The following is a 24,605-nucleotide window of genomic DNA, read 5'->3' as shown; positions in this document are numbered from 1 at the left end:
GAATGTTACTTAAAACCCTGCCGGTTGGTCCGCTGCAAGTCAATTGCTACCTGGTTGCCTGCCCGGCAACCCGCACCGCACTGGTGATCGATCCCGGCAGCGACAGCGAAGATATTTTGCGCGTGCTGGCAGAAGACGACTGGCAGCCGACGCTGATCGTCAATACCCATGGTCACTTCGATCACGTTGGCGGCAACCTGCGGCTGACTGAAGCCACCGGCGCTGAGCTGTTGATTCACCAGCTCGACCGCCCCCTGCTCGAACGCGTAACGCAACATGCCGCCGCCTTCGGCCTGAGCACCGACCCGTCACCCCAACCGAACCGGCTGCTCAAGGATGGTGATATCATTGATGTTGGCACCCTTTCGTTTACAGTCCTTCACACCCCGGGGCACTCCCCGGGGGGGATCTGCCTCGCCGGGCACGGACACCTCTTTGTCGGAGACACCTTGTTTGCCGGATCCGTCGGTCGTACCGACCTGCCGGGAGGCGATCATCAGACCCTGATCGACAGTATTCAACACCGCCTGTTACCCTTTTCCGATAACACTATCGTCCATCCGGGACATGGTCCGGACACCACCATCGGCGCGGAACGGAAACATAATCCGTTTTTACACCCATAGGAGCACGCCATGCTGCAAGGCAAAGAAATCATTCTCGGTGTCTGCGGCGGGATTGCCGCTTACAAAGCGGCAGAACTGACCCGCCTCTATATCAAGGCCAACGCGAATGTCCATGTGGTGATGACCAGGGCGGCGCAAGAGTTTATCACTCCGCTGACGTTCCAGACCCTCAGTGGCAACCCCGTTCATACGAATCTGTTCAATCTTTATCAGGAGAGTGAGATCAGCCATATTGCGCTTGCCGAGCGTGCCGACATTTGCGTCGTTGCCCCCGCGACCGCCAACGTCATCGGCAAACTGGCGGGCGGCATTGCGGACGACCTGCTGACCACAACCCTGATGGCAACCAGGGCACCGATTCTCCTTGCCCCGGCCATGAACGTCAATATGTGGGAAAATTCCATCTGTACCGACAATCGTCAGCGGCTGCAGAACAACGGCTACCGCATCCTTGACCCGATCAGCGGAATGCTTGCCTGCGGTTGGGAAGGGAAAGGCAAGCTTCCCGAACCGGCAGCAATCTTCGCAAAGACACTGGAGTTGCTGACGCCCAATGATCTGGCCGGGCGAACGGTGCTGATCAGCGCGGGACCGACCCGCGAGGAAATTGATCCAGTGCGCTTCATCAGCAATTATTCCTCCGGCAAAATGGGCTATGCTATCGCCGCCGCTGCCCGCCAGCGAGGTGCCCGCACCATTCTTGTCTCCGGCCCGACCTGTTTGCCGCAGCCGCATGGAGTGGAGCGCATTGACGTCACCTCGGCACAACAGATGCGCACGGCGATGCTAAACCACGCGCCTCAGGCGGACATCATTATCAAGGCTGCGGCGGTGGCCGATTACCGACCGGCAACGCGGGCCGATAAAAAGATCAAAAAGAGCGACGCTTTCGACATGATTCTGGCGCTGGAGAAAACCCCCGACATCCTGGCAGAGATCGGCGAGGATAAAGGGCGAGCCATTCTGGTCGGTTTTGCCGCAGAAACGGAAAATTTGCTCGACAACGCTGCCGCGAAGCTGGAGCAGAAGAATCTTGACCTGATTGTCGCCAATGACATCAGCCAGGAAGGGGCCGGTTTCGATGGTGACACCAACATCGTGCGACTGCTTTACCGTGGCGGGCGGATTGAGGAGCTGCCTCTGATGACGAAAGAGGCCGTCGCGAACCAGCTTCTCGACCGAATCCTGGGTTTGACTCTGTGATGCGTGGGGTTGATGCGGACAGCTAACGACGATCAGGTAACGGCAATCAGATCAAGAATCTCGTCTGGATTCAGCACCCCGTCGCGAAAACGGATTTTCAGCCCGTCGAGAATCAGTGCTGCGTCTTCAGTGGAGAGTTTCCCTTCGAGCCACAGATGATGGAGGTTTTTACGCAGGATGGCGGCAGCGGTCAAAGCCCGTTCTCCGGTCGGATCAGCCCTGAAAAAAGGGCTATCATCCCCCTCGTTTAAAATACTGAAAATTGCCTGCACCGAATGGGTCAGATATTCTTCACGATCGACATCTGCAATTCGCCAACGCGAGGAGCCTTCCATCGCGCGCAACACCTGTTGCCACTGATGGAGACGATTGAGCAACAACAACGAGTTGAATAAATGTTTATTGGTTTTAAACGAAAAAATGGTATCGGACAGCACCCTGCGCATCATCGCATCGTGCTGGCGAAATTTGCGCTGGGCAACATCGCGTGCCAGCTCCCAGATTGCTGCAGGAACCCGACTTTCAAAGCGCATTTCCCAATAAGCGTGACGATGGATAACGGTGTTGTACGTCCGCACCAGTTTGTACGGCACAAAGTAGCAATGAGCAACCGAATCGGCGGCCAGGTGAGCCAGGTAACCGTAGCCACAAGCGCGTTGCGCATCGTTTTTCGCAGCAGCAAGAATTTTTCTTCCCATCCGCCACGAATGACAATGCTTCGAATGATGGGTATATTTTTTGGCAAGGGTGATATCGGCGCTGATACAGCCATAGAGAAAATCGTGCGGCCAGGCACGCAACAACGCCGCCGTCGCCTCAGGCAGGGCATCCAAGGCACCGAGAATTTCCGCGCCGAACTGCAAGTGCGCACCGACCCCCCAGGCCCAGACGCAGTCGGGAGACAATAGCAGTAAAACGAGGATAAATAATATTTTCAGCACGTTACCTTTCATGCTCAGGCGTTGTAAATGAATAATATGGTTCAAGATTGCGCTCAGATTCAGGTCAGATTTGGCCGCACTGATTGAGCCAAACCACAGACGTAGCAGGGTTACGTCGAGGATTTGACGATTGAAGTTCGGCTAAAGATGGCCTGAAGATGAGATGCAAGATGCCCATGTTATTTGTTTGCAGCTCCTTAGAGAATAGTTCAGCACACGGGAGTTGTAAAGGACCATGCCCGATCAAATCAGCAACGACATGTATGAAGCGGTCGGCGCGGCGCGTGCGCTCTTGACCCAGTTACATGATTACGGGGTCACTGAGTTTATCGCTTCCGCACCACGCGAACCAGCCCCTTGCCCACCGGGAGAATCCATCTCTCACAACGGCGTCCCTTGTCGGCAAGAAACGCTTGAAGAAATTACCGTTGAGCTCGGAGATTGTCAACGTTGTCCGCTCTGTGAAAAACGCACCAGACTGGTCTTTGGCGTCGGCGACCCGAATGCGCGGCTGGTTTTTGTCGGCGAGGGCCCGGGGCGCGAAGAGGATCAACGTGGCGAACCGTTTGTCGGTGAAGCGGGGCAGCTCCTTGACCGCATCATTGCCGCCATCGGCCTGAGTCGGGCGGAGGTCTACATCTGCAATGTCGTCAAGTGCCGCCCCCCCGGCAATCGCGATCCACACCCTGAAGAAATCGCGACGTGTGAAGTATTTCTGCGCCGGCAACTGGCTGCAATTCAACCAGAGATGATTGTTGCACTGGGGAAATTTGCCGCCCAGAGTTTGTTGCGTAAGACGATCCCGATCAGCCAGTTACGCGGACATTGGGAGGAGTACGCAGGGATTCCACTAATGCCAACTTTTCATCCGGCGTACCTGCTGCGCAATCCCTCATCCAAGCGTGAGGTTTGGGAGGACATGAAACAGGTGATACGGCGGTTGCGAGAAAACGGAGAACGTTTCAGTCACAAAGATCATAAGCCGCTGACATGACCCTGCGTTTTACAAATATCTCTAAAACCTGCCCCCTGCCTTACGGCTTGAAGGTCGTTCTCGACGATATTTCCGCGAGCATCCCAAGCGGCACCATTAGCGCTCTGATCGGTCCGTCCGGAGGGGGGAAGACCACCCTGCTGCGCCTGCTTAACCGTCTCGACGATCCGACCTCCGGAAAAATATTTCTCGACGAACAAGATATCACCACCATCGACCCGCTGCTGCTGCGCCGCACCGTCTCCCTGCTGCCGCAAAAACCGCTGATGTTTCCCGGCACTGTCCGCGACAACCTGCGGATTCCCCTGGCCCTGCACGGACGGCCGCAAAAGACCGACACGCAACAAGGCGAGCTTCTCCGTCGCTGCCAGCTCGAACCGGAGCTGCTCGGGCAAATTGCCCAGACTCTCTCAATCGGCCAACAGCAACGTGTCGCCCTCGCCCGAACCCTGCTCCTTGAACCACAGGTGCTGCTCCTCGACGAACCGACCGGCGCCCTCGACCGGCGCACGGCGGATCGCCTTGCGAATCTGCTGATCGAGAGCGGCCTGACGGTCGTGATGATCAGTCACGACCTGCGGCTGTGTGAACGTGTCGCCACGCAACTACTCTATCTTGAAAACGGCAAGCTGATTGAAACCGGGCCGCCAACGCGATTACTGAACCATCCGCGAAGCGTCGCGCTTCGCGACTTTCTGGCCGAGCCCGCAACAGTGAAGGTCGCCGATGAATAATGCCATCGTCGATCTCAGTCTCTCTGACCTTGCACTGGCCTATACCCTGATTCTGGTCAGCCTCGCCCTGTCACGCTGGCAACGTATCGGTCGTGAACGTCAACTGCTCTGGGCATCATTTCGCATGGTCGCCCAATTGCTGGCGGTCGGTTATGTCCTTCATCTGGTCTTCGCCATCCCCCATCCCGGTGCGATCCTGCTCATCCTGCTGGTGATGCTCGGCTTTGCCATGCAAGTCATCGGCGAGCGGGTCAAAGATCGCATGCCGCGTTTTTATCGCATTATCGGTGGTTCTTTGCTGGTCGGCTGCGGCGCGGTAACCTTTATCCTCTGCATCGCGATCGTCGGCTTTACCCCCTGGTATGACCCCCAATACCTGATCCCGCTGGCCGGAATGATTATCGGCAACACCATGAACGCTGCCAGCCTTGCCGCCGAACGACTGGCGAGTGAAATTCGCAACCGCCGGGAAGAAATCGAGTGCTGGCTGTGTCTTGGTGCCACGCCCCGACGCGCCTGCCGTGAAGCGATCCGTGAGGCGTTTCGCGCCGCGCTGATCCCTTCGACCAACACCATGGCAGCGATGGGGATCGTCGCTATGCCGGGGATGATGACCGGGCAGATTCTTTCGGGCATTGAACCGATGATTGCGGTCCGCTACCAGATCGTGATCATGTGTGCCATTGTCGGCAGCGTTGGCGTGACCTCGTTGCTTATCGTCCTGCTCGGTTATCGAGGGTACTTCACGCACGCCAAACAATTGCGCCCTGATCCGCAACAGCCACGGATCGACGGGAATCAGACGTAAACTGTTGGGGCTGCGGGCCTGAATTTTACAAATGACGAAAAAACGTTATAGTCCCCATTCCTCTCCACCGCCGGCTGTTCCTGACCGCCTCAGCCATGAGCGAGGTGTGGCTGCTCCGGTGTGATCCAACAACCTTGAAAGAAAGAAGAAAACATGACCTATGCTAAACAAGGGGATTCCGTCAAAATTCATTATCAGGGCACTTTGAGCGATGGCGAGCTGTTCGACTCATCCAGGGACCGTGACCCACTTGAATTCAGGATCGGTGAACAACAAGTTATCCCCGGTTTTGAAAAAGCGGTGATCGGTATGTCAATCAATGGAAAAAAGACCGTCACCATTGCCGCGGAAGACGCCTACGGTCCGCTGATGGATCAACTGATCGCGCAGGTTGACCGTGAACAACTGCCTGAAGATCTGACCCCTGAACTGGGAATGCAATTACAGATGATGCAGGAAGCAGGCGAACCGCTGATCGTCACGGTCACTGAAATGGATGACAAGACCATCACCATTGACGCCAATCACCCGTTGGCGGGGAAAGACCTGACCTTCGACCTGGAGTTGGTCGCTATCAGCTGATCTTCACAGCAAGACGCAAACCATCAAACGGGCGGATGATTAAAGTCATCCGCCCGTTTGATGGTACGATTGATCCATTTGACAGGGGGAATCCCGCTGAGTTATGTGAGTGGCAAGGAAAAATGCACCGTCGTGCCCTCGCCGGGAGCACTCTCCATCCAGATCTTGCCGCCGTGTGCCTCAACAATATTTTTACAGATACTCAATCCGAGTCCTAACCCCCCGACCGCCGTATCACTGCTGTCCGCCCGATAAAACTTTTCGAATGCACGCGCCATCTGCCCTGCCGTCATACCGATGCCCTGATCGGTGACCGAAATAAGCAACACCTCTCCCTCAACCTTGCCGACCACGTTGATCAGACCACCGGCGGGAGAGTATTTGACGGCATTGCTGAGCACGTTATCGAACACCTGACTGATTTTCTGCTGATCGATATTGATCACCAACCCGTCGCTATGACAATCCATTGCAAAACGATAACGGGGATTTTCCTTACGTAAATGTTCCAGCGTACTGCGCATCAGCTGGACCATTTCACAATCGGATTTTTCAAGGATAATCGGGCGGCGAGACTCAATCCGTCCGAGGTCGAGCATGTCATCGATAATCCGTTTTAAAATTTCACCCTTATCATAGATGTAACCCAGAAATTCGCGTTTTTGTTCACGATCAAAACCGTCTGTATCCGCTTCATTGAGCAACAGTTCAGCATAGCCGAGCACCGTTGTCAGCGGGGTGCGTAACTCGTGAGCAGCAATCGAAACGAACTCGCTCTTCATGCGATCAATCTCGCGTTCGCGCGTCACGTCACGCAAAATTGTCACTGCTCCGGAATAATTTCCGGATTTTCTCCGCACTGGTGCGATACGCGCCTCAACCAAACAGGCTTCATCGCGCTCACCCCCTTCCATCTCAACAACTATCGTCAAAAACGGCTTCTCTCCAAGCAAAACCGAAGTCAAACCACCCAGTATACTGGTATCACTCAGCACCGTTTCAATCGATTGGCCGACAACTTCGCTGGACATCGCCCCGATTAACCGCTCAGCCGCGCGGTTAATCATGACCACATGATTGGTGGTATCGGTAACGATCAGGCCATCCGCGACTGAACGCAGAATGGTATCGAGCCGCTCACGCGATTGACTGACATCGTTGAGCGCTACCAGCAATTGCGCCTCGGTATGGAAACGTGCCAGTCCGATCGCCAGTTTATTCATCACTGACCCAATCACCTCAAAGGTAGACTTGCTCACCTTCTCGCTGAAAAACAGGGCAACCGCACCCACCAGCTCCCCTTTTACCAAAAGCGGAAACCCGGCGTAAGCAACGATCCCCTGCTCCCGTATCCAGTCGGGATCGCTGATCAACGCATCACTCATTGCAGCGTTCGTCAAGTAAGGGCGTTGGCCCTTGATGACGTCGTCGATTTTCAACTGATCAACGGAAAGTCGCGCTGGGGCTCCGTCAAGATAACGTGAATGCCCGACACTGCACCTGAGCTGCAAGTCATTATCAGTAGCATTAAAATCCCAGAAACGTCCGAAAACCGCGCCGGAGTAATCAATAAGCGCGGCGCAGCATCGATCGAACGTTGTTTCCATGATTCTTCCTTCGGCCAGTGCGATACCAATTTCCGCTTCCAGGTCGGCCAAACGTGCCCGTTCTTCAAGACGAACCTCCGACTCACGCCGCTCGGTAATATCCCGCGCAATCCAGACCAGCATGCGCGCCTGCTCCTTGATTTCAGGCATCGGCATGATTCGCGCCTCAAAATATTTTTCACCCGCCGGAACGGTCAAAGGGTATTCAAACACGATTAAACCTGCAGCGTTCAGCGCATCATCCAGCTTGCTTTGGAAAAGAGCCGCCATAAACGGGGGGAAAATCTCCGTCAGGGAACGCCCCGTAATTTCACCAATGTTGACGTATGACAGTTCGCTATTAACAGATAAAACCGTCACAATAGTGCCGTGCTCATCGACAATGAACGCCAGATCCGGCAACGCATCACAAAATGATTTCAACAAGCTCTGGCTCGAACGCAAGGCCTTCTCCGAGCGTCGTCGATAGAGGATATTCAAGACGAGGAGAATGGTCGTCGTCGCCAGAATGGTAAATGCAACAGTAGAAGCTAACAGATATTTTTTATCGATTTTATAGATTGAGGACGGACCAAAGCGCACCTCGCTTCCCTTCGGCAACAACGATGCCGAAATATTAAACCGCCGTAACTCACGATCATCAAAAAGATAGCGGGCCCCCTCGGCGTAAATTACCGGTAAATCCTCAGGCCGGGCACCGCGTAAAATTTCAATGGCCTGTTGTGCCGCCATCTTCCCCTGTGCTTCACCATTGATCAGCTTGCCACCAACAATGCCATGCCCGAGAAAAAAATCCCACGAGCCGTAGAGCGGAAGAAGTGTTGCATCGCGCAGATGATCGGCGGTCTCTTCAAAGGAGTAAATGCGACCGGAACGATCACTGATCACACTATTGAGATAAAGAATCCGTCCCCCCCCCAGCGTGGCGAGACGCTCACGCAAAATTTCCAGCGGCAGGTCGTTCCAGTAGCTGAAGCGCAGCGCGGGGAAATCCGGTGCCAACTCCAGAAACAGGGCATAATTCAAGCGACCGGTGACGCTCTTTTCACTGCCGATCACAATCACTTCTTCCAGATCAGGATGAAAGCCCTGGGCCAGCGCCAGCGTGGCTGCGGCCTGCGGAGATTCCGCAACCCCGGTTATAGCGCTGACACCGGCAATGAGCTGCGGGGTAAAACCGTTGACACCACAGAAAACAATCGGCTTGTCGCGTAACAGATCGGAACGATGATTGAGGGAAAAATTAAAGGCATCGTTATCGGAGAGCATGACCAGATCAAATTGCAGCTGATTCAGTTTGTAACTCAACAGACGATCGAGATGGGATTGCATTTCCGGATCAAGCTGGAAGCGCTTGGCGTCAAGGAATTCGGTGTGCAAGTTAACCGCCTGCCCCGCAGCGGCAAACGCCTTGCGGAACCCCGTCTCAATATCGGCAGTCCATTGCAGCTCCGCATGGTACGAATGCAAGAGCAGAACGTTCACCTCACCATGATGCCCGGCAAAGACGGGAAAAGCCGTGCACACAAGATAAAGCAGGAGCAAAATCATTCGACGTGAAGAGTAGATGATGGCCGCCGCATTCATACCGTCGGTCCCTTCCTGGCAAAGTAGAAACAAACAAGTATTGCAGAATATCGCGCAGCACCCGTTTTGTCTACCGATTCGTTTCTGTTCTTCCCCCTCTCACCAATCTTGACGAGGGGACGAAGCTAGGTTAAAGTGCTGATCAGCCGATTAAAATTACACGTTCTTGCACCGCGGAGACAGCTATGAATGCTGCATCGTTCGAGATCATTTATCATTTCACCTTGCCGGATCATTCTGCGACAACGGTGGAGCTTTGCATTGACGCGGAGCAGCTTAACCTGCTCAATGAGCTGCCCAGGCCACTGCCTTCCTGGACCATGCTTGGTTTTCACCAATGCCCCAACTGTACTCTTGATGCGCAAACCTCAGCGATCTGTCCAGTGGCGGCACATCTGGTACAGATTTTACCCTCCTGCAATAAACTGATTTCGTACGACGAAGTTGATGTTGAAGTCGTCACCAGTGAACGAAAGATATCGGTTCACACCAAAGCAGAAATGGCAATCAGCGCCATGATGGGCCTGATCTTCGCTACCAGCGGCTGTCCACATATGGATTTTTTCAGACCGATGGCGCGTTTTCACCTCCCTTTTGCCACCCAGGAAGAAACGCTCTTCCGTTCCACCGGAACCTACCTTCTCGGACAATATCTGCGCCAGCGCCAGGGACACGAACCTGACTTCGACCTCAGCGGACTTGAAGCAATTTATGAAGAGATTAAAACGATCAACCTCTCGGTTGCCGCTCGTCTGCGCGCCGCGACAAAAACGGACTCGGCCTTGAACGCCCTGGTACTGCTCGACATTCACGCGCAGATTCTGCCGTACGCATTAAAAACCTTCCTCGACAAACTCGACTATCTCTTCATGCCGTTTTGGATGAGTCAGTGTCGTTAATCTCCGGTCGCCGCTAATGACAACAACCATGCGCCACATATTTATCGCCGATGCCCACCTGCGTGATCCTGCCGACGAAAATTACCGCCGGCTGGTGTCTTTTCTCAATACGTTGCGCGGCAATACAACAACCTTGGTGATGTTGGGAGATATTTTCGAATTCTGGGCCGGTTATCGCCATGTGGTCTTTGCACATTACATCCCGCTACTTGACGCCTTGAACAAACTTCAAACATCGGGGACACAGCTGATCTTCGTCGAGGGCAATCACGATTTCGACCCTGGCCCGTATTTCAGCGACGTCCTCAAGTGTCAACTGATTCCGAACAGTGCAGAGATTACGCTTGACGGTCGCACCTTCCATCTCACACACGGTGATTTGCTTGATCCCGCCGACATTGGTTATCGCCTGTTGCGCCGCCTGCTGCGCAGTCCGCTGCGGCGCGCCATCCAGTCGCTGCTGCCACCGGATTTGACCTGGCAGCTTGGCTACCGCTGGAGCCTGCGCAGTGACCGCTACCAGCAACCGGATTTCACTCCGCGCGACCCGCGTCAGTTTATTGAACCGTACACCCGCAAGCAATGCAGCAACGGGGCGGATGTCGTGGTTACCGGGCACTTTCACAATCCGTGTCGAGGACAGGTAGCGGGGGGGGAATGGCTGGTCGTGGGGGACTGGATCACGCAGTATTCCTATGCAGAATGCAGCAACGCAGAGCTCTCCCTCCATACCTGTCAGGCCACAGACTGATCATCCTCGTCACTGTTCAACTCGCGCGCCAGCGTCTCCAGGGTCAACCCGAAAAACGCTGTCTGTGCTACCGTGGCAAGTTGCTCTTCCAATTTACGCGCAACCGCCCAGACGGGTCGTTTGCCGAGTTTGGTAAAATCAAGACCATCATGACGTAACGCGTTAACGATCCCGTCAAGAGACAACGTTGCCGGGTCACACAACGGCAGAAAGGCCGTCTCTTCGTTCCCTTTGCGAACTTCGGAAAGAAACCCCAGCTCACACAGCATCCGCAACAGTTCACGCCCCAGGCGCGGGGGGATGCCCAGTCGCCGACAAATATTCTCCAGTGTCAGCGGCGGCAAACTGCGTTGAAAATTATCGGCCACCGTCAGTAAAATCGTCAGTGCAGCGACTTCACGGCTGGCGAAGCTGAGCGCTTCACCGCGCACTTCCAGGCGAATAATCGACATATTTTGCCAGGCGTAGGTCAATTCCAGCCCCAGCAGTACAATCAACCAGGACACATAAATCCACACCATAAAGATCGGCAACGCCGCCAGCGCTCCGTAAATGGCATTGTAACGCGCCACACCAAACTGAAAGTAGATACATAGCCACTGCGCGAACTGCCACAGGGTTCCCCCGACAATGCCGCCGACCAGTGCGGCACGAAAGCGCACCTTGATATTGGGCATAAAAATATAGAGCGAAGTAAATGCCGCCCACATGACCAGATAAGGCAGATAGTTGAACAGAACCAGCAGAGCGTCGCCGAGATACTCAACATTGAGCAACCAGTTCAGCAGGTGCTGGCTCTCCAGAGTCGTGGTCATCGAAATTGCCGCCAGCAAAAAAACCGGCCCGACAATCACGACCGAAGAATAGTCGGCAAAACGCCGAAAGATCGAGCGTGTTTCCCTGACCCCCCAGATATGATTGAAACTCTCTTCGATATTGGAAAGAAGCATCAAAACGGTGAGCACCAGGATCACCAATCCGACCAGGCCAAGCTGGCCAAAGCGGGTATTATCGATATAGAGCAAAATCGCGGCAACAATTTCTTCCGAGCCGAGCGTCAGTTGTTTCAGCAAAAAACGCCCCAGCGTTTCCTGCGCCCCCACGCCTTTTAACAGCGAAAACATCAATGTCAGCAGCGGCACGATCGAGAGCAACGTGGCATAGGTCAACGCCGAGGCGCGCAACATGCATCGGTCGGCAAAAAAATCGCGAAAAACCAGTACGGCAATCTGTATCTGACGGAGAAAAAACAGTCGCACCCTACTGGACTGTTGATGATCGACCTCGCAGAACAAACGATCAAAGTAATTTTTGATTTTTTCGCACAATTCAGTCGCGTTCAACATCGATGATCGCTTTCATCACGCAGTTCGTTGAGGTCCGTGCGCCATTAAACAAAAAAACCCGCACAGGTCATCTTCTGAACCACGAAGCCGCAAGAGAAACCTGAACGATTTCCCCGGCGGCTTTGTGAACAACTAACAAACCGGTCCCGATTTTACCGTTGTCAGGATTTTTTCCCCGCTGTCGGTTTTACCTTCTCGAACGCTTCTTTCCCGGCCGCTACCGCCGAAAGAAAAACTTCCTTGTTCTGATCAAGGACCCCCTTTCCTTCCTCGACAACTTCACGTACCCGGTTTTCAGCCTCGGTGACGAGCGCCTGCGACCGAACTTTCAACTCTTCCGCCGCATCGAGAACCTTTTGCCGCGTCTCAGCGCCACTGCGAGGAGCCAGTAACAGCGCGGCAACGCCACCCACCGCCGCCCCCGCCAGAAAAGCCAGCAATGAAGCACCACCGTGATTATGATCAGACATATCCCTACTCCTTTCGCTCGCGTTCTTTCGCGATAACCTTTGCTGCGGCCCTGATCCCCATCCACACCCCGACGGCACTGCCCAGGTGTCTGTTGAGATCACAGCGGACAAAATTGTGCATCGTGCGTACCGAGTCGCCAATCTCCCCGACCGCCTGAAAGAGTCCCTGTGCCTTCCCCAGCCCTTTCTCAGCCTGGTCGAGCATCTGGTTCAGGCGTGCCGTCGTTGTCCGCAATTCACTCAGGATCGGCGTCAACTCGCAACGCGTATCCTCAGTCAGGTCAGCAACTTTCGCCAGGGTTTTTTTTAATTGAATGAGGGTTGGAATAATAAAGGCAACCAGCACCGCCGCCAACACCACCGCAATTATTAAAATAACATCTGTCTGCATGAAAGAATCTCCCTCGGTGCACTGAAAAATTAATGCTAGCACACTAATTAGAGCACAATCGCTTGGAATTGCAATGGCGATTTGAACGAAACTGATACTGCTTCAGTCGAGTGACACGTTGGTGACTGGCAGATTCAAACTCTCTGGCGCACGATCAAAACTATCCACCTTGCCGACCAGCACCAGCAGTTGTTGATCGGGGTGTAAATAAGTTTGCGCCACCCGCTGCACATCAGTAATACTCACTGCGGCAATGCGTTCCCGATAGCGCGACAGGTAGTCGGGGGGATAGTCATAAAAATCAAGTTGCATCGACTGTGAAACCACCGCGTGACTATCATCAAAACTGAACACAAAGGAATTGATCAAACTTTCCTGTGCCAGCACCAATTCTTCACTACCGACCGGCTGGTCACGCATCAACCGCAGTTCGGCACGCAGCAGGTCAATGGCCTCCAGGGTTGAGGCACTTTTCGTTTCGCAGCCAGCATAAAAAACACCGGGCAAGCGTCGTCCGGGGCGAAAACCGGAATAGACGGAATAGGCCAGACCACGATTGGAACGGATTTCACGCATCAACCGTGAATTGAACCCGCCGCCGCCAAGAATAAAGTTCATTACCTGTACGGCATACACATCCGGGTTATCTTTGCGGATACCGAGTTCGCCGATCATCACCGTCGTCTGCGGCAAGTCTTTGTCCGTGACTAACACCCGCCCTTGTGCCTGGGTGGTAACTGCTGGAACAACCTGCTTCTTTGGCGCTCCGGTGGCCCAATCACCAAAAACCGCCGTCAGCTTGCGGAGCAGATCGGCGCGCTCGAAGTCACCTGAAATCGCCAGCCAAAGATTGTCCGGATGAAAAAATCGTTGCTGAAACGCAAGCAGATCAGCGCGTTCGATGGCCGTGACGCTTGCGACACTCGGCGTTCGTCCGAACGGATGGCCGGCATAGAGGGTTTCGCGGAACAGGCGGCTGGCCACGGCACCGGGCTGATCGTTACGCCGCCGGATGCCCTCGAGCATCTGCTGCCGCGTAATTTCGATCCGTTGCGGCGCGAATTGCGGCCGTCGTACCATGTCCGCGAGAAGCTCAAGGGCCGGTTCCAGATCAGCGGCACGGGCCGAAAGACTGAAATTCGTGGCGTAACTGTCGACACTTGCCGACAGGTTGATGGCCAGCTCCTCCAGCGCCTGATCAAATTCTTCAGGACCGCGTTCCCCGGCACCACCGATGCGCAAAGTACTCCCGAAAAGGTCGGTCAGGCCAACCTTGTCATCCGGTTCGCTGAGAGCTCCGCCGTCAAACATGCCGCTGATCCGTACCATCGGCAGTTCGTGATCTTCGCGCAGATAGAGACGCATACCGTTCGGCAGGGTTATCTGGTCAACCGGTGGAACAGTAAATGCCATTGGAGCAAAAGTCAGCTGGCGCGGATCGACGGGAGACGCTGCGGGCAGACACGCAGCAAGCACAAGCAGTACAACAAGGGTAATAAGCAGCCGTTTCATTCTTTTTCTCCTGCATCTTTCACCAGCGTCGCAACGGTGCGATTTTCAACGGTCAGCCGCTGGCGGGCGACATCCCGGATCTGTTCAGCAGTAATTTCCGCCAGACGCTGGTCATAGTCAACCAGATAGCGCCAGTCACCTGCAATCGTCTGATAGCTGGTCAACAACCGGGCCAGTCCGGAATTACTCTGCAAGTGGCGCAACTGATCAACCTCCAGACGGCGTTTGACCCTTTCCAGCTCCGCAGCGGGGACAAGTTCCTCCTTAAGTCGTTGCAGTTCACGATAAATCGCCGCCTCAACCTCCGCGGCAGTGTGCGGATAACGCGGGGTGGCGCTGATCACAAACAGATTTGGATAACGGGAACCGGGAGCGCCGTAAGTTGCTACCGAGGTCACCAACTGCTGTTCAAGAACCAGCGATTGATACAGTCGCGACAAACGCCCCTGCGAGAGAATGGCATCGATCAGATCAAAAACATAATCCTCAGCGGCGGGGAGCGTCTCTTTGTGAAAGGCAATCTTCACCTGCGGCTCGGCATCAAAACGGACGTTTACCCGCTTTTCACCACGTTGCTCCGGTTCCAGCGCGGCAACCGGAGGAATCGGCGTGCCGGACGGAATCGTGCCGAAATAATCATCGACCAGGGCACGCGCGTATTCAGCCTCGATATCCCCGACCAGCGCAATCACAGTATTGATCGGCGCATAATAGTGCCGCAGAAAATTGCGGGTCTTTTCCGGCGTCAAACCACGGACATCCGATTCCCAGCCGATAATCGGTTGACCGTAGGGGTGCATCGCGTAAGCGCTGTTGACCAGTGTGCTGTAGAGCAGGCGCTCGGGGTTCGATTCGTAGGAACGACGACGCTCTTCGAGGATGACATCGCGTTCGGTGTAGAATTCACGCAACACCGGCTGTTTCATGCGGTCGGATTCAATCGCCGCCCACAGTTCAATCTTGTTGGACGGCAGCGAGATCATATAGGTGGTCAGATCGGTACTGGTAAAGGCGTTATACCCGACGCCACCATTTTCTGCGTAAATGCGCGAGAACTCGTCTTTAACAACATATTTCTTATGTTCCCGTTGCAACTGACTGCGCTGATCGGCCAGCGCGGCAACTTTCTGCGGATCGCTGCGGGGATCACGGCGCAGGCGATCAAGTTGCTCTCCGACGGCCTCAATTTTTTCCAGCAGTGGTTTTTCTTTGGCGTAATCAGTCGTGCCAAGGGTTTTGGTCCCTTTGAAAAGCATGTGTTCAAGCAAGTGGGCAACACCACGCTCGGCACTGGTTTCATCCACAGACCCGATACCGATGGTCATATAAGCACTGATCGTCGGTACATCGTGACGCTCGACAACCAGCAGCGTCAGGCCATTCGCAAAGTTAAACTCACGAACCTTCTCTGCCAGGGTCGCTGCCGTGGCCAGTGAAAGTCCTCCGAGGAGCAATACGACAGCCATCGCTCCGATTCTGCACATTTTCAACATATGTCCTTTCCTCCGGTTAGTACCCTGCAACCCATAGGATTTCGAGGGATTGCGCAGGGCTTTGACGTGTCAGCAAGGCGCGATTTCTGTTGCCTAGCCGTAGCTAAGCAGCTGAAATCGGAACGTAGCTGACGCGGCAAAGAACAAGCAAGATGCGAAAGATTATGGGTGACTGGGTACTATAGTAATTGTAATCATTATAGGGTGCACAAGACTGAATGTACATGGACTTTTGACAAACCGTGTGCGGGCTGGTTAACTTCGTAGGGACGCACATTGATACGAATGGAGAACCATAAACATGAAAAGAATTGCAGTTTTGACCAGTGGCGGCGACTGTTCGGGCATGAATGCGGCAATTCGTGGTGTTGTCCGCACCGCCCTGGCCAATGACATGGAGGTCATCGGCATCATGAAGGGCTATGCGGGGCTGATCGAGGGACTTCACGAACCGTTGACCACCCGCTCGGTCAGTGGCATCCTCCAGCGCGGCGGCACCTTTTTGCAGAGCGCCCGGTGTCCGGCGATGCTCACCCCCGAGGGACAGCAGCAGGCTCTTTCCACTGTGCGGCGCCTGGAGGTGGAAGGGCTCGTTATTATCGGCGGAGACGGATCATTGCGCGGCGCGCGGGTATTGCACCAGCTCGGCGTGCATACCGTCGGCATCCCCGCCTCGATCGATAATGATATCCCCTGCACCGACATGTCCCTCGGCGTCGATACCGCCCTCAACAATATCCGCTACGCCGTCGATTGTTTGAAGGACACGGCTTCATCGCATGACCGTACCTTTGTCGTCGAAACGATGGGACGTAACTGCGGTTATCTGGCGATCGCGGCGGCCATCACCTGCGGTGCCGAGTTCGCACTGATCCCGGAGCAACCCTACGCCATTGACGAAATATGCCGCAAACTCAACCAGCGCTTCACGGAAGGGCGTGACAATTCATTGATTCTGGTTTCCGAGGGGGTCGCCAGCGCGCGGGAGATCGCCGACCAGATCAAGGACTGCGTCGGTTTCGAAACCCGCATCATGGTTCTGGGGCACTACCAGCGCGGTGGTTCACCCTCGACCTTTGATCGGCTGCTCGCCGCGCGGTTCGGAGTAGCGGCGGTCGAGGCACTGATCCAGGGGGAATCGGGAATAATGCTCGCGCTCAGCTGCACGCAGTTGGTGAGGGTCGATCTCAACAAGGTTCTGGACTCCGGGCTGAAGCCGATCGATCAGTCGTTACTCGACCTGTTAAGCCCACTGGGGAACTGACGTTCTTCTTTGTCCGTAACCCCTCGTGATGCGCAACAAACGTCACCGAATCGAGAACAGGAGAGATGGAATTTCTCAAAAATATTGCTTTTAAAAAATGCCATTACAGGGTCTTGACAACCATAAAATCATAATTATTGTTTTGACAAATGTGCTTAACAGATTTCCTGCCAGGCGCATGATATTTTCGGCCCCATTGGTAAGTCTTAATATCAAAACATAACGAGGTGGTGCACCTTGACCCACCAAAACGACGAGAGGAGGAGATCACAATGGCCATAGATATTTTTCGAGAAATGGAAGATCTGCGCCGAGAAATTGATGGTGTCTTCAAGGGCTATGGAGCGAGGGGCTTACTCGAACCCTCATTTATTCCGGGCGTCGGCTTGCAAAGATTTCCACAGGTCAACCTTGCCCAGGACGAGAATCACGTCTACGCAGAATTTCTCATGCCGGGTGTTGATTCCAAAGATCTTGAATTGACCGTGATGCGGGGAGTTTTAACCCTCTCTGGAGAACGCAAGGATCAGACCGACGGCAAAAAAACCTGGCATCGTCGCGAACGCGGCCATGGAAAATTCATGCGTACCATAGAACTGCCTTGCGAAGTCGATGCCGACAAGGTTGTCGCCAAGTACAACGACGGCATCTTGCTGGTAACGCTCCCCATCCATGAGAAAGCCAAACCAAAGAAAATCAGCATCAAGGCACACTAGACTTCATGAATTGAGGAGGTGACATCATGGGACAAAAAGATATCTCCGTAAGCAGCGACAATAAAGGCCGCGAAGAGACGCGTGATTTTTTCATCAGACCCGCCGTCGATATTTTTGAATCCGACGAGGGTTTGACCTTGATGGCTGATTTGCCGGGAGTGACCAAAGAAAACCTGCAAATCGATATAGATCGGGGACTCTTGACCGTCCAGGCCAAAGGCAAATCACACGTACTTGGAGAGCCGGTGCGCCGTGAATTTTTACATGGAAGCTACTATCGCCAGTTTCAGTTGCCGGACGAAATCGATTCCGAGAAGATTGCCGCGGACGTAAAAGACGGGGTTCTGACTCTTCTGTTGCCCAAGGCTGAAGCAGCCAAACCCCGGCGGATTGAAATCATGACCTCATAAAAAACCTGTCGCGGGAGAGATACTGACCGGGAGGTACACGACAAGTCTTGATTTTTCGCAAGATCCCCGAACGATTGCCCGGAAACAGGAAGCAAGGAATCGCCAACAACTTCAAGGGTCTACAGTTTTTTCACTGTAGACCCTTTCCATAAGCTCTACCGGCAGAGACTGATCCTACCTCTGGAGACCAGGAGCTGGCGGATCCGGGGTGCCTTTGTTTCCCGTAACAAACAATATTAAAAAACCGATGATTCCAGAGATTATCGACCCGGAGAGAATCCCCAGGCGGTGGGTGGTCAGGTAAGAGACGGGCTCTCCGCCAGTGTGTTCAAAAGCCAGGCCACCAATGAAAAGGCTCATCGTAAAACCGATGCCACAGAGTGCGGCGACACCGAGCAGATGGGGCCATCTGGCGCGGTCGGGCATACGCGCGAATCCCAGCTTGATCGCGATGATAGAGAACCCGTAGACACCGGTCAGTTTGCCAACGACCAGCCCGAGCATGATACCGAGAGGCACCGGGTGAAACAGGTCGCCAAACGACATGTCGGCCAGAGAGATTCCCGCATTGGCAAAAGCGAAGAGGGGCAGGATCAGATAACTGACCCATGGGTGCAGGTCATGTTCAAGGTGTTCAAGGGGTGAATGCTCAGGATCCTTGCGGCTTTTAAGCGGGATGGCAAAGGCCAGGGCGACCCCGGCCAACGTCGCATGCACGCCGGATTTGAGGACAAAGATCCAGAGAAATATCCCTACCCACAGGTAAGGGGCGGTCCGCTCGATACCAAGGCGATTGAAAACGAAGAGGAGGGCCAGACAAATCACCGAAAGGATCAGCATGGTCGAGGAAAGATCGCTGGAATAAAACAGGGCGATGATGACGATGGCACCAAGATCGTCCATGATCGCAAGGGCCAGCAGAAATATCTTGAGTGATGACGGAACCCGGTTGCCGAGCAAGGCGAGGACTCCGAGAGCAAAAGCAATATCGGTTGCCGCCGGAATGGCCCAGCCATTCAATGCATGCACATCGCCCAGGTTGATCAGGACATAAACCACTGCCGGGGCCAACATCCCGCCCAGCGCAGCGATTCCAGGGAGGATGACCTGTTCCCTGCTGGAAAGCTCGCCGATCAGGACCTCGCGTTTGACCTCAAGACCGATCAGCAAGAAAAAAACCGCCATAAGTCCGTCGTTGACCCAGAGGATCAGCGGTTTTGCAATGTGGAGCTGACGTCCCAGGTGGACTTCAAGGGGGGTCTCAAGAAAGTAGTCATAAACTCCATGCAACGGCGAGTTGGCGAGCAGCATCGCAAGGACAGTTGCAATCATCAGGAGGATACCGGTCGACGATTCTTTCGCAAGGAACTTTTTCAAAAATAACAACATGCTGAAGATTCTTTCTTCCGAAGCTGGTCGGGCAGCTCCGGGAATGGTTATTGAGTTGCCGCAGTGTTACCGGAGGCACTCAAACACAGCTCCGTGCAGCCGGGTTGATCATGTCGGTTGTTGTTATGGCATTTCTCTCAACATTTTTCAATATCTTCGCGTCTTCGTCAAAATCAATGACTCTCCCCTGTAACCTCTTTGGATTTGTCGAATCCGGAACCCCCCGAATAGAATCGTGGTCATAGAACTGCACCCGGTCGGGATTTCAGGATGATAACATTGAACCATCTTGACAACTTAGGAGCCGGACCCCATCGTCTTTGCTGCCCTTGGGTTTTATTTGTCCAAATCAAAATCGCTATCGGGATCGCAATCGTTCTTGCCGTTGCCACGCTGCATGACGTGATAAAGTGCGCCGGAAAAATGAATGCGGGATTTGCGTGCCATGCGAAAAGATTATCCGAATCTTTCAATCTTCGAAGCCCAAAGACTTTTTGAACCGGCGGGTTTCGTCCCGCCAGCCGACATCCTTTTGCCCGGCAGCAAAAGGATGCAAAAGTGCCTGCGCTTGCAGCGGGCATGGTGGTTGCGTATCTCTGTGATTTCAATCAGGGGAGAACGAGTGCCCAGATTTTACCGGTCTGCACCGGGACGGGGCCTCTTCTTATGGGGCCCCGTTGGCGTTGAAAATTTCTATAGCCGGGTTTCATGGCGGCATCAATACAACACGCCCCGTTCGCTACGAAGACGCCGACAGGCACGGGGCGAAAAGAACAGCCCCGTTAGACGCGGCAGATGCGCACCGACCGCGTCCCTCGTACACAGCTTCTTGAATTCCTCCCCCTGCGAATCCGACATGCTCCATGCAATGGCAGGCCCTTTTCTGCTTACTCTTTTGGGCCAGCAAAAGGATGCAAAAGTGCCTGCGCTCGCAGCGGGCATGGTGGTCGCGTATCGCTGTGATTTTAATCAGGGGAGAACGAATGCCCAGATTTTACCGGTCTGCACCGGGACGGGGCCTCTTCTTATGGGGCCCCGTTGGCGTTGAAAATTTCTATAGCCGGGTTTCATGGCAGCATCACATTCCGGGGACAGTAAACATTCCGGGGACAGTATACGCAACCTTGAATTTTAATTCTATAAACTGTCCCCGAAATCCCCCAATTCTATAAACTGTCCCCGAAATCCCCCCGGAATCCCATGTAGAACGACTTTCTTTCGGTATTTTTTCAAAAAGAGATATTGATCCCCCCGCCAAAATACTCGGAGCGCAAAGCGTAGAATTGGCCGAAGGGCAAGTTACCGTGATAATACTCACCGAATATCTGGATCGAACGTTTCTCGGCATAGGGGCTGCGGATGTTGACCCCGGCCTTGACCGTGAGATCCGTGTCCCAGTCGGTTTCCTCCCAGGCGTGCCAGAGAAAGCTGGCAAAGGGGTAAGCGGTTGAGGTGACGACAGGCTTGGTACGCAGGTAATCGATTCCCGCCTGAGCGCTGTAACGCTTGAGCGGGGTGGAGGTATGGATAATGAAGGAGGGGCCAGCAGTAAGGCGGAGACCTTTCCAATCCCAGCCGGCGAGCAGTTCGACCGTTTCGAAGCTTAAATTGATACGCGGTTCCTTCAGTTCAGCATTCTGGGGCAGCAGCAGAAACTCGTCCCCCAAGTGAGAGGACTGATGGAAGAGACGCACCCGGGCGGACCAGACACCATTTCGATAGCCGAGCGGAAAGCCGATAATATAGTCGGCGTTGATCAGGTCGAGGGACTCGGCGTCCATGTTGAATTGGGCAAGGACTGCCCCGCTGATACCGATCTGCCAGGCATCGGCTTCACCCCATCCAGGCACACGCACCAGACCAAAGCTGTCGCCAAAGCCGACTGAACCGACATTGAAGCTGCTGACGGGGAGATTAAGCCGCAGCCAGGTGACATGGGTACGTGGCTCCTTGGCGCTGGACAACGAATTGACAAAGAGGGAATCCACCGGGAAAAGGCGTGTCGACCGGTCAGCGCCCTGCTCCGCTGCTACAGCGCTGAACCCGGCAAACAGGGGGAAGAACAGGGCCAGGATCAGGCATGAAATCAGCTTTAGCATTGTGGTTGCTCCAGTGGGAGTGAGTTTGTTTCATCAATCTAGTCCAACCTCATCGCTGCGTCAATGATTCTACCCGCGAGATGCAAATTCAGCACGATTACAAAACAACATCAACCGGCAAGGCAGCAAAAAATGTCGAAAAAGCCGTTGCTTCACCGGTCAATTCTGCTAGAATCCAAGGCCTTGCTGACCGATCAGGAGCACTGCATGTCACGCCGATTACCTGCCGAATGGGAAGCACAGGATGGAGTCCTGCTTGCCTGGCCGCATAAAAATACCGACTGGGAACCGCTGCTCGCCGACGTCGAGGCCACTTACTCCGCGATCATCGCAACGATCATGCGCTTTGAGACGGTGTTGCTGGTTGTCGACTGTGCGCCAACCGTCAGCGTCAAACTGCAAAGCGCCGGGATCGATCTCGACCAGGTGCGTCTCTACGAAATCCCGACCGACGACACCTGGGCACGCGACTTCGGTCCCCTCACCGTTATCGACAACGCCCCGCGCCTGCTTGATTTCACCTTCACCGGCTGGGGGGGGAAATTCCCCGCCGCTAAGGACAACGCCGTCACCCGCGCGTTAGCAAAGCAAAACGCATTTGCTTTGCTGCCACTGGAAACGGTCGATCTGATTCTGGAGGGGGGCGGCATTGAGAGTGACGGTCACGGCACCCTGCTGACCACGACCGAGTGTCTGCTCAATCCGAATCGCAATGCGCGGCTGGATCGCGCGGCGGTCGAGGTGGAGCTGACGCGATACTTCGGTGCCAAGCGGATACTCTGGCTCAATCACGGTTATCTGGCCGGTGACGACACCGATTCGCATATCGACACCCTGGCACGCCTGACCCCGGAAGACACGATCATCTATCAATCGTGCACCGACCCGACCGACGAGCACTACGCCGCTCTCCAGGCGATGGCGGCAGAGTTGCGGGGATTTCGCACGCTGGAGGGCGCGCCCTATCGGCTGCTCCCCCTCCCCTGGCCGCGCCCCCGATACGACGCGGGCGACCGCCTCCCGGCCACCTACGCCAACTTCCTGATCATCAACGGTGCGGTACTGGTGCCGACCTACGCGGATCCGGCTGATGAGGTGGCACTGGCGGTTGTCGCCGCTGCGTTTCCGGATCACGAAATTATCGGCATCGACTGCTGTGCGCTGATCCGCCAGCACGGTTCACTGCATTGCGTGACAATGCAACTACCCCGAGGAGTGCTACGATGAACACCTTGAACGTCGCGTTAATTCAGACCACCTGCAAGGAAAATCGCATCGACAATATGCATTTACTGGAGCAACAGATTCATCACGCGGTTACCCAGGGAGCACAACTGGTCGTTCTTCCGGAACTGCACAACGGCCTTTATTTCTGTCAGACCGAAGACCTGACGCACTTCGATCGGGCCGAAACAATCCCCGGACCGTCGACCGACCGCTTTGGCGAACTGGCGCTGGAACTTGGCGTGGTTCTGGTGATTTCGCTGTTTGAGAAACGGGCAGCGGGGATTTATCACAACACCGCCGTCGTCATCGACAGTGACGGCACCATCGCTGGCACCTATCGCAAGATGCATATCCCCGACGATCCCGGCTATCATGAAAAATTTTATTTCACCCCCGGTGATCCTGACTTTTCGCCAATCAAAACCTCCGTCGGCACCCTCGGCGTCCTTGTGTGCTGGGATCAATGGTACCCTGAAGCGGCCCGCCTGATGGCCCTGGCCGGAGCAGATATGCTGATTTATCCCACCGCTATCGGCTGGGACCCACATGACGACGAGGATGAACAGCAACGTCAGCTTGACGCCTGGCGCACCGTGCAACGCGGTCACGCCATTGCCAACGGGCTGCCGGTCGTCGCCGTTAACCGGACCGGATTCGAAACTGATCCAAGTGGCGCAACCGCCGGGGCACAGTTCTGGGGGAACAGTTTTGTTGCCGGGCCACAAGGTGAACTGCTCTCTGCTGCGGGGGGCGACCCGGAAGTCGTGATCGCCGCCATCGACTTCAATCGCAGCGAAAAAGTTCGCCAGATCTGGCCGTTTTTGCGTGATCGTCGGATTGATGCCTACCAGGACATCCTGAAACGCTACCGTGATCAGGAACGTGGAGAAGGATGAGTTCAATGAATATGTTACTGAATGACATTGAAGTGCGGGTCCTTGGCTGCCTCGTTGAAAAAGATCTGGCAACCCCGGAATACTACCCGTTGACCCTCAACGCCCTGACCAACGCGTGTAACCAGAAATCGAATCGCGACCCGGTCATGGCCCTGGCAGACACTGACGTGCTCAGGGCGCTCGACACCTTGCGTTTCAAGGGCTTCGCCATGGAGGCGGGCGAAGGGGGACGGGCGACTAAATATGCTCATTCCGTCGACGCCAAACTGCATCTCGATCCCGACGAACTGGCGTTGCTGGCGGAGCTGCTGCTGCGCGGTCCGCAGACCCCCGGCGAGCTGCGCACGCGCGCCAACCGAATGCGCCCCTTCGCTGACCTCAACGCGGTCGAAGATGTTATCGCCGAGATGATGGAGCGCGACAAGGCATTGATCGTTAAGCTCCCCCGCCAGGCGGGACGCAAGGAATCACGCTATGCCCAGCTGCTCGCCGGTGAGCCGGAGCTGGAAACCGTCGCGGCACCCCCCGCAGCCGCCCGCCTGAAGCTCCAGGCGGAAGATGAGCGCAGCGCCGCACTGGAGCAGCAGCTGACCGAGCTCAGAGAAGAACTGGCAACCCTGCGCCAGGAGTTCGCCACCTTTCGCAAGGAATTTGAGTAAC

Annotated in this window: 23 protein-coding genes; 14 read left to right on the top strand and 9 right to left on the bottom strand. The window is 54.8% G+C overall.

Annotated features, from left to right (window positions below):
* Nucleotides 1-2 precede the first annotated feature (2 nt).
* Both K0A93_01240 and coaBC read left to right on the top strand, forming a co-directional pair.
* On the top strand, nucleotides 3-626 hold the full coding sequence (locus tag K0A93_01240) for an MBL fold metallo-hydrolase (protein MBW6510726.1): 624 nt from the start codon (nucleotides 3-5) through the stop codon (nucleotides 624-626).
* Between the two features lie 9 nt (nucleotides 627-635).
* Nucleotides 636-1,829 carry a bifunctional phosphopantothenoylcysteine decarboxylase/phosphopantothenate--cysteine ligase CoaBC gene (gene coaBC, locus K0A93_01235; GenBank protein ID MBW6510725.1) on the top strand — a complete coding sequence of 398 codons (1,194 nt, stop codon included), beginning with the start codon at nucleotides 636-638 and terminating at the stop codon, nucleotides 1,827-1,829.
* Nucleotides 1,830-1,861: 32 nt separating this feature from the next.
* Here the strand turns inward: coaBC and K0A93_01230 are convergent, their stop codons facing one another.
* On the bottom strand, nucleotides 1,862-2,782 hold the full coding sequence (locus tag K0A93_01230; protein ID MBW6510724.1) for a zinc dependent phospholipase C family protein: 921 nt from the start codon (nucleotides 2,780-2,782) through the stop codon (nucleotides 1,862-1,864).
* A gap of 223 nt (nucleotides 2,783-3,005) precedes the next feature.
* Between K0A93_01230 and K0A93_01225 the strand changes: the two genes are divergently transcribed.
* The 4 genes from K0A93_01225 (at nucleotide 3,006) to K0A93_01210 (ending at nucleotide 5,888) form a co-directional block, all read left to right on the top strand.
* Nucleotides 3,006-3,764, top strand: a complete 759-nt coding sequence (locus tag K0A93_01225; protein MBW6510723.1) for a uracil-DNA glycosylase — start codon at nucleotides 3,006-3,008, stop codon at nucleotides 3,762-3,764.
* On the top strand, nucleotides 3,761-4,498 hold the full coding sequence (locus K0A93_01220; GenBank protein ID MBW6510722.1) for an ATP-binding cassette domain-containing protein: 738 nt from the start codon (nucleotides 3,761-3,763) through the stop codon (nucleotides 4,496-4,498). The genes K0A93_01225 and K0A93_01220 overlap by 4 nt, the downstream gene beginning before the upstream one ends.
* Complete coding sequence (fetB, locus tag K0A93_01215; GenBank protein MBW6510721.1) at nucleotides 4,491-5,306, top strand: iron export ABC transporter permease subunit FetB; 816 nt, start codon at nucleotides 4,491-4,493, stop codon at nucleotides 5,304-5,306. The genes K0A93_01220 and fetB overlap by 8 nt, the downstream gene beginning before the upstream one ends.
* 153 nt (nucleotides 5,307-5,459) lie before the next feature.
* Entirely contained in the window at nucleotides 5,460-5,888 is a 429-nt protein-coding gene (locus K0A93_01210; GenBank protein ID MBW6510720.1) for a peptidylprolyl isomerase, read from the top strand.
* A 101-nt stretch (nucleotides 5,889-5,989) separates the two neighbouring features.
* On the opposite strand, the gene K0A93_01205 is transcribed toward K0A93_01210, so the two are convergent.
* Nucleotides 5,990-9,082 (bottom strand): PAS domain-containing protein, encoded by a 3,093-nt coding sequence (locus tag K0A93_01205; GenBank protein ID MBW6510719.1) that lies wholly within the window; start codon nucleotides 9,080-9,082, stop codon nucleotides 5,990-5,992.
* 185 nt (nucleotides 9,083-9,267) lie between these two features.
* Here K0A93_01205 and K0A93_01200 point away from each other — a divergent pair, with 185 nt between their 5' ends.
* Nucleotides 9,268-9,981, top strand: coding sequence for a hypothetical protein (locus K0A93_01200; GenBank protein MBW6510718.1), 714 nt, complete (start codon nucleotides 9,268-9,270; stop codon nucleotides 9,979-9,981).
* A 28-nt stretch (nucleotides 9,982-10,009) separates the two neighbouring features.
* Nucleotides 10,010-10,732 carry a UDP-2,3-diacylglucosamine diphosphatase gene (locus K0A93_01195; GenBank protein MBW6510717.1) on the top strand — a complete coding sequence of 241 codons (723 nt, stop codon included), beginning with the start codon at nucleotides 10,010-10,012 and terminating at the stop codon, nucleotides 10,730-10,732.
* Here K0A93_01195 and K0A93_01190 read toward each other — a convergent pair.
* From K0A93_01190 to K0A93_01170, 5 genes are all read right to left on the bottom strand, one after another.
* Nucleotides 10,717-12,078, bottom strand: a complete 1,362-nt coding sequence (locus tag K0A93_01190; GenBank protein MBW6510716.1) for a YihY/virulence factor BrkB family protein — start codon at nucleotides 12,076-12,078, stop codon at nucleotides 10,717-10,719. The genes K0A93_01195 and K0A93_01190 overlap by 16 nt on opposite strands.
* Nucleotides 12,079-12,239: 161 nt before the next feature.
* Nucleotides 12,240-12,548 carry a YtxH domain-containing protein gene (locus K0A93_01185; protein MBW6510715.1) on the bottom strand — a complete coding sequence of 103 codons (309 nt, stop codon included), beginning with the start codon at nucleotides 12,546-12,548 and terminating at the stop codon, nucleotides 12,240-12,242.
* Between the two features lie 4 nt (nucleotides 12,549-12,552).
* Complete coding sequence (locus K0A93_01180) at nucleotides 12,553-12,939, bottom strand: DUF948 domain-containing protein (GenBank protein ID MBW6510714.1); 387 nt, start codon at nucleotides 12,937-12,939, stop codon at nucleotides 12,553-12,555.
* Nucleotides 12,940-13,041: 102 nt separating this feature from the next.
* The gene (locus K0A93_01175; protein ID MBW6510713.1) at nucleotides 13,042-14,451 is read right to left on the bottom strand and encodes an insulinase family protein; all 1,410 of its coding nucleotides are present in this window, start codon (nucleotides 14,449-14,451) and stop codon (nucleotides 13,042-13,044) included.
* Entirely contained in the window at nucleotides 14,448-15,944 is a 1,497-nt protein-coding gene (locus K0A93_01170; GenBank protein ID MBW6510712.1) for an insulinase family protein, read from the bottom strand. Before K0A93_01170 ends, K0A93_01175 begins: the two co-directional genes overlap by 4 nt.
* Nucleotides 15,945-16,245: 301 nt before the next feature.
* Here K0A93_01170 and pfkA point away from each other — a divergent pair, with 301 nt between their 5' ends.
* From pfkA to K0A93_01155, 3 genes are all read left to right on the top strand, one after another.
* The gene (gene pfkA / locus K0A93_01165) at nucleotides 16,246-17,208 is read left to right on the top strand and encodes a 6-phosphofructokinase (protein MBW6510711.1); all 963 of its coding nucleotides are present in this window, start codon (nucleotides 16,246-16,248) and stop codon (nucleotides 17,206-17,208) included.
* A gap of 272 nt (nucleotides 17,209-17,480) precedes the next feature.
* Nucleotides 17,481-17,924 (top strand): Hsp20/alpha crystallin family protein, encoded by a 444-nt coding sequence (locus tag K0A93_01160; protein ID MBW6510710.1) that lies wholly within the window; start codon nucleotides 17,481-17,483, stop codon nucleotides 17,922-17,924.
* A 26-nt stretch (nucleotides 17,925-17,950) separates the two neighbouring features.
* Complete coding sequence (locus tag K0A93_01155) at nucleotides 17,951-18,334, top strand: Hsp20/alpha crystallin family protein (GenBank protein MBW6510709.1); 384 nt, start codon at nucleotides 17,951-17,953, stop codon at nucleotides 18,332-18,334.
* 174 nt (nucleotides 18,335-18,508) lie between these two features.
* Here the strand turns inward: K0A93_01155 and nhaA are convergent, their stop codons facing one another.
* On the bottom strand, nucleotides 18,509-19,723 hold the full coding sequence (nhaA, locus tag K0A93_01150; protein ID MBW6510708.1) for a Na+/H+ antiporter NhaA: 1,215 nt from the start codon (nucleotides 19,721-19,723) through the stop codon (nucleotides 18,509-18,511).
* Between the two features lie 1,229 nt (nucleotides 19,724-20,952).
* Nucleotides 20,953-21,822, bottom strand: a complete 870-nt coding sequence (locus K0A93_01145) for a DUF1207 domain-containing protein (GenBank protein MBW6510707.1) — start codon at nucleotides 21,820-21,822, stop codon at nucleotides 20,953-20,955.
* 207 nt (nucleotides 21,823-22,029) lie between these two features.
* Here K0A93_01145 and K0A93_01140 point away from each other — a divergent pair, with 207 nt between their 5' ends.
* Genes K0A93_01140 through K0A93_01130 form a run of 3 tightly spaced genes read left to right on the top strand, consistent with a single transcriptional unit; the run spans nucleotide 22,030 to nucleotide 24,604 of the window.
* A complete protein-coding gene (locus K0A93_01140; protein ID MBW6510706.1) occupies nucleotides 22,030-23,049 on the top strand; it encodes an agmatine deiminase family protein in 1,020 nt (339 codons plus the stop codon).
* A complete protein-coding gene (locus K0A93_01135; GenBank protein MBW6510705.1) occupies nucleotides 23,046-23,945 on the top strand; it encodes a carbon-nitrogen hydrolase in 900 nt (299 codons plus the stop codon). Before K0A93_01140 ends, K0A93_01135 begins: the two co-directional genes overlap by 4 nt.
* A 5-nt stretch (nucleotides 23,946-23,950) precedes the next feature.
* The gene (locus K0A93_01130) at nucleotides 23,951-24,604 is read left to right on the top strand and encodes a YceH family protein (protein MBW6510704.1); all 654 of its coding nucleotides are present in this window, start codon (nucleotides 23,951-23,953) and stop codon (nucleotides 24,602-24,604) included.
* The last annotated feature ends 1 nt before the right edge of the window (nucleotide 24,605 follow it).

It is taken from the genome of Desulfuromonadaceae bacterium (assembly GCA_019429445.1).
GTDB lineage: Bacteria > Desulfobacterota > Desulfuromonadia > Desulfuromonadales > JAHYIW01 > JAHYIW01.
This window is presented reverse-complemented; position numbering and strand designations above follow the sequence as displayed.

Bases quoted from the DNA above. Each gene is read 5' to 3' on its own strand.
- K0A93_01240 (MBW6510726.1), top strand. From the start codon at position 3: ATGTTACTTAAAACCCTGCCGGTTGGTCCGCTGCAAGTCAATTGCTAC.
- coaBC (MBW6510725.1), top strand. From the start codon at position 636: ATGCTGCAAGGCAAAGAAATCATTCTCGGTGTCTGCGGCGGGATTGCC.
- K0A93_01230 (MBW6510724.1), bottom strand. From the start codon at position 2,782: ATGAAAGGTAACGTGCTGAAAATATTATTTATCCTCGTTTTACTGCTA.
- K0A93_01225 (MBW6510723.1), top strand. From the start codon at position 3,006: ATGCCCGATCAAATCAGCAACGACATGTATGAAGCGGTCGGCGCGGCG.
- K0A93_01220 (MBW6510722.1), top strand. From the start codon at position 3,761: ATGACCCTGCGTTTTACAAATATCTCTAAAACCTGCCCCCTGCCTTAC.
- fetB (MBW6510721.1), top strand. From the start codon at position 4,491: ATGAATAATGCCATCGTCGATCTCAGTCTCTCTGACCTTGCACTGGCC.
- K0A93_01210 (MBW6510720.1), top strand. From the start codon at position 5,460: ATGACCTATGCTAAACAAGGGGATTCCGTCAAAATTCATTATCAGGGC.
- K0A93_01205 (MBW6510719.1), bottom strand. From the start codon at position 9,082: ATGAATGCGGCGGCCATCATCTACTCTTCACGTCGAATGATTTTGCTC.
- K0A93_01200 (MBW6510718.1), top strand. From the start codon at position 9,268: ATGAATGCTGCATCGTTCGAGATCATTTATCATTTCACCTTGCCGGAT.
- K0A93_01195 (MBW6510717.1), top strand. From the start codon at position 10,010: ATGCGCCACATATTTATCGCCGATGCCCACCTGCGTGATCCTGCCGAC.
- K0A93_01190 (MBW6510716.1), bottom strand. From the start codon at position 12,078: ATGTTGAACGCGACTGAATTGTGCGAAAAAATCAAAAATTACTTTGAT.
- K0A93_01185 (MBW6510715.1), bottom strand. From the start codon at position 12,548: ATGTCTGATCATAATCACGGTGGTGCTTCATTGCTGGCTTTTCTGGCG.
- K0A93_01180 (MBW6510714.1), bottom strand. From the start codon at position 12,939: ATGCAGACAGATGTTATTTTAATAATTGCGGTGGTGTTGGCGGCGGTG.
- K0A93_01175 (MBW6510713.1), bottom strand. From the start codon at position 14,451: ATGAAACGGCTGCTTATTACCCTTGTTGTACTGCTTGTGCTTGCTGCG.
- K0A93_01170 (MBW6510712.1), bottom strand. From the start codon at position 15,944: ATGTTGAAAATGTGCAGAATCGGAGCGATGGCTGTCGTATTGCTCCTC.
- pfkA (MBW6510711.1), top strand. From the start codon at position 16,246: ATGAAAAGAATTGCAGTTTTGACCAGTGGCGGCGACTGTTCGGGCATG.
- K0A93_01160 (MBW6510710.1), top strand. From the start codon at position 17,481: ATGGCCATAGATATTTTTCGAGAAATGGAAGATCTGCGCCGAGAAATT.
- K0A93_01155 (MBW6510709.1), top strand. From the start codon at position 17,951: ATGGGACAAAAAGATATCTCCGTAAGCAGCGACAATAAAGGCCGCGAA.
- nhaA (MBW6510708.1), bottom strand. From the start codon at position 19,723: ATGTTGTTATTTTTGAAAAAGTTCCTTGCGAAAGAATCGTCGACCGGT.
- K0A93_01145 (MBW6510707.1), bottom strand. From the start codon at position 21,822: ATGCTAAAGCTGATTTCATGCCTGATCCTGGCCCTGTTCTTCCCCCTG.
- K0A93_01140 (MBW6510706.1), top strand. From the start codon at position 22,030: ATGTCACGCCGATTACCTGCCGAATGGGAAGCACAGGATGGAGTCCTG.
- K0A93_01135 (MBW6510705.1), top strand. From the start codon at position 23,046: ATGAACACCTTGAACGTCGCGTTAATTCAGACCACCTGCAAGGAAAAT.
- K0A93_01130 (MBW6510704.1), top strand. From the start codon at position 23,951: ATGAATATGTTACTGAATGACATTGAAGTGCGGGTCCTTGGCTGCCTC.